Source organism: Sutterella parvirubra YIT 11816 (genome assembly GCF_000250875.1).
Lineage (GTDB): Bacteria > Pseudomonadota > Gammaproteobacteria > Burkholderiales > Burkholderiaceae_F > Sutterella > Sutterella parvirubra.
The window spans coordinates 1-4,164 of sequence record NZ_JH604977.1 but is presented as its reverse complement, the minus strand read 5'-3'; the positions used below and the strand labels follow the sequence as shown (position 1 = coordinate 4,164).

The following is a 4,164-nucleotide window of genomic DNA, read 5'->3' as shown; positions in this document are numbered from 1 at the left end:
TTACACGTTATTCCCTTACTAGTCCTAAGAGCGGCCGTGAACGTCAGAAAACCGCGGTGGACGGCGGAATCCACTTGTAATTTTTTGGCGTTCCAACGACGAGGGGCCGGTCCGATAACCTTAAAATATCGGGGTATTCGCGTCTTCAACCCCTCGTCTCTTGGCCGCATCGTGACGACTCCGCCGCTCATCCCGCACGTCTTCCGAAAGACCTTCGCCGCGCTCGCGCTCGTTTCCGTCCTCTCCTGGACGTCGGGCGCGCCGCTTTTGGGCGCAGCGCCCGCGCACGCCTCGGCGGTGACCGCGAAGGCGGATCAGAAGGCGAAGGCCAAGGCGACCCCGACGAAGGCAAAGCCTTCGACGGGGAAGGCGACGGCGAAGAAGACCTCCGCGCAGAAGACGACCGCCAAGAAGGCGGTCGCGTCCAAGACGGCCAAGTCGTCCGCCAAGAAGGCCGCGGCAAAGAGTACGGCAAAAACGACGGCGAAAGCCACCCGCACGAAGGCGCGCGGCCGCAAGACGCTCCGTACGGGCTGGCGGCCGTCCGACGCGACCCAGGCCGGGCTTCGCGAGACGGACTATCCGTTGTCGCTTTCGAGCTCCGTTGCGTACGTCTTGGATCAGGATACGGGCGAAGAGCTCGTCCTCAAGAACGCCGACGTGGCGCTTCCCATCGCCTCTGTCACGAAGCTGATGACGGCCCTGGTGATCGCCGAGAGCGGTCTCCCGCTCGACGAAAAGATCAAGATCTCCCGCGAAGACTACGTGCGGAGCAACGCGAGCTCGAAACTGAAGAGCGGCATGGTGCTGACGCGCACCGCGGTGCTTCAGGCCGCGCTGATGTCGAGCGACAACCGTGCGGCGCACGCCTTGGCGAGGACGTTCCCGGGCGGCAAGAAGGCGTTTGTGCGCGAGATGAACGCGAGGGCCGCGGAACTCGGCATGACGGATTCGGTCTTCGCCGACCCGACCGGGCTCGACAACCGCAACCACTCGACCGCCCGCGATTTGGGGAAGCTCGTCAACGCGGTCTACGCCTACAGCGAGATCCGTGAGGCGTCGACCGCACCGGTCGCGAAGTTGAAGGCGGGAAAGCGCTGGCTCAACATGCAGACGACGAACCGCCTGATCGGCGACCCCTCCTGGCGGATCGGGATCCAGAAGACGGGCTTCACCACCGCGGCCGGGCGCTGCATGGTGGTGCAGAGCGAAGTGGGCGAGCGCCGTCTCGTCATGGTCGTTCTGGACAGCCCCGACAACGGCCGCCGCGCTGAAGACATGAAGACGATGAGGGCGTTCGTGGAAACGGAGCCCCGCTTCAATCAGAACTTCCCGTCGGTGCGGCCGTACGAACTCTTCTGAGCTCCCGAACCGCACGAACTTCACGAGCAGCCCGCATGTCCCGACTCCCGGCGACGCGTGAATCCCCGGCATGACGAAAGGCCCTTCCGGTGAGATCCGAAAGGGCCTTTTCATTGACGGCCATAAAGGGCTTCCGGTGCGGGCCTCGGCCGGCACCGCACCTCATGCACCCGTAAACGGTCGGATCATTCCGCAGGTTCGGATCCCACCCCTTCCGCCGGTTCCGCCCGTTCCGTCAGTGCGGCCGCGACGATTTCCGCGATGTCCTCCACGCGGGTTGCATCGTCCCGCGCCGTCGCCTTGGCGCTCTCCAGCATGGTGAGGCAGTGCGGGCACGAGACGGCGATGCGCTTTGCACCGGTGGCTTTGAGCGCATCGAGGCGGATCACGTTGACGGGCTTGGGCGCACGGGTTTCGCACCAGATCTGGCCGCCCCCGGCGCCGCAGCAAAGGGCCTTCTCACCCGTCTCAACGGGCTCGGTGTGGGTGCCCAAAACGCCGTCCAAGACCCGGCGCGGGGCTTCGGTGATGCCGTTGTGGCGCGCGAGGTAGCAGGGGTCGTGATAGACCGTCGCGAGCGTTTCGAGGGCTTCGGCGTTCGTGAGGGGAAGCCGCCCCGCGTCGATCAGTTCACGGATGAAGGTCGCATGGTCGACCGCCTTCCAACGCTCACCCATCTCCAATTCCGAGAAGGCTTTAAGAAGCGGATATTCGTTTTTGAGCGTATGGAAGCAGTGCGGGCAGGCCGCGACGATCCGGTTGAAGTCGTAGCCGGCGAAGGCTTCGAGGTTTTCCTGTGCGGCCGTCTGATAGAGGTACTCCTCGCCCAAGCGGCGGGCGAATTCGCCGTGGCAGCGCTCTTCGGGCATCACCGCGAAGTCGACGCCGGCCGCGCGGAAGATTTTCACCATCGCGCGGGCGATGCGGCGCGCACGCCGGTCGTAGCTCGCGGCGCAGCCGACCCAGTAGAGGACGTCGACCTTCTTCCCGGGTTCGGCAAGCGGGACGTCCAGGTCCTTCGCCCAGTCCATGCGCTCGTACGGATCCATCCCCCAGGGGTTCCCGACGGAGGCGGTGTTCTCCAACGCCGCGGCGGCGCCTTCCGGGAATTCGCCTTGTTCCAACGCCAGATGTCGACGCATCGCGACGATGAAGTCGGGCGTCTGGATTTCAGCGGGGCACGCCCGCGCGCAGGCGCCGCAGGTCGTGCAGGAGAAGAGTTCGTCGTGGGTGACGACGTCGCCCACGAGGGTCTTCTCGTCCGTGAGGCCCCGCTCGCGCGCCTCGGCGCGCGAACGGAGCTTCATGATGATCGTGCGGGGCTTCAGGGGCGTCCCGGCGCGCACCGCGGGGCAGACGTCGTCGCAGCGGCCGCATTCGACGCAGCCCGCCAACTGGATGCGCTCTTCGGGCTTCAGCTGCTCGATGGCGGAGAGCCCGAACGTTTCCTGCTCTTCAATGTCGGCGATGGGGGCGAGCGTCCCGGGGGCGTCGGCCTTCCTCATCGCCGCGGCGAGCGGCTGACGGTAGAGGTGCCCGTAGAAGGTGAGAGGGATGGCGGCGATGAAGGCTAGCGCGGCGATGCCGTGCGCGACCCAAAGGACGACGTGGGCGGCTTCCAACGCCGCAGGGCCGAAGCCGATCAAGCCCTGCGCCAGGAGGTGGCCGACCGGAGAAAACGAGGACCAGGCGGGCTGCTGCACGGCGAGGCGGAGCGCCTCGACGACGTAGCCCGAAATGACGATGAGGGCGAGCGACGCGTAGACGCAGACGAAGCGGGTGCTGCGCTCAAGGGTGTCGCTCTTCCAACGGCGCCAGGCGCCGAGCCCCAAGGCGAGGAGCACCGCCACGCCGGCGATGTCGAGGATGAGCTTGTAGGCGAGGTAGACCGAACCCCGGAGGAACTGCTGCCCGAAGACGTAGTGTCCCACGTCCCAGTCGAGCGTCGCGGTGGCGGTGCCGAGAAAGAGAAGGAAGAAGCCGACGACCAACATCGCGTGCACGCGCCCCGCCTTCGTTTCGACGACGCGCTTCTGCATGACCGCGTCCGCCGCGCGCCTCACGCGGGCGGGGTCCTTTTCGATGGCTCGACCCGCGGTCCAGATCTTCCACTGCTTCCAAACGCCCCAGGCGCAGAGCGCGACGGCGAGAAGCCCCAAAACGTAGACGCCGATCTCGCCCCAAATCGGAACGTTCCAAAAGGCGGGCCGGACGGGCGTGTCGATGGACATGGGGGAGACGGACATGATCTTCCTTGGGTGTTCGGGCTGAGCGGGGTGCGGGGTTGGGAAACGGGCGGCGGGGTGCGCTTAATCGCGTCGAGGCACGCCGCAGGCGCTCATTCTAATCAAGGCGGGCGGTCGAATCGACCGGCGGAAAAGGAGAATGAAGCGGTGGGAAATGAGGGAGGAGGGGCCCGGGAGGTACGCGACCGTGCGGTCGGCGGGAGATTGACGCAGTCCCGGTCTGTGATGGGCTGACGGTACGCAATCTATTGGGGGCAAATGAAAACCCAACTGCGTACCCTCAATAGTGCCCTCAATAAAATCAAGCGCTGGAGGCCTTTACGCGCAACATCCTGCGAATTACCAAGAGCGGCGTCTCCGGCTCGAGTCCTCAGCTTTCCTACGGACAAAGAAAAAGTCCCGCACCGCCTTTGCGGTACGGGACCTTTAATTGGTTGCGGGGGAAGCAATCAAACCACCTTGCGGCACTAGGAAAGATAAGGTGCCAAACAGTTTTACCCCCAATAGTACCCCCAATAAATCAATCTTAGGAACCTCTTCACGGAAGAGGTTCGAC

General features: G+C 64.9%; 2 protein-coding genes. One reads left to right on the top strand and one right to left on the bottom strand.

The window, feature by feature from the left end:
• Positions 1-171: 171 nt before the first annotated feature.
• Entirely contained in the window at positions 172-1,362 is a 1,191-nt protein-coding gene (locus HMPREF9440_RS06120; RefSeq protein WP_008542520.1) for a D-alanyl-D-alanine carboxypeptidase family protein, read from the top strand.
• 185 nt (positions 1,363-1,547) lie between these two features.
• Here the strand turns inward: HMPREF9440_RS06120 and HMPREF9440_RS06115 are convergent, their stop codons facing one another.
• Positions 1,548-3,608 (bottom strand): heterodisulfide reductase-related iron-sulfur binding cluster, encoded by a 2,061-nt coding sequence (locus HMPREF9440_RS06115; protein ID WP_008542519.1) that lies wholly within the window; start codon positions 3,606-3,608, stop codon positions 1,548-1,550.
• Positions 3,609-4,164: the final 556 nt, after the last annotated feature.

Excerpts from the sequence above, each read along its gene's own strand:
- HMPREF9440_RS06115 (WP_008542519.1), bottom strand. The coding sequence starts at position 3,608 with ATGTCCGTCTCCCCCATGTCCATCGACACGCCCGTCCGGCCCGCCTTT.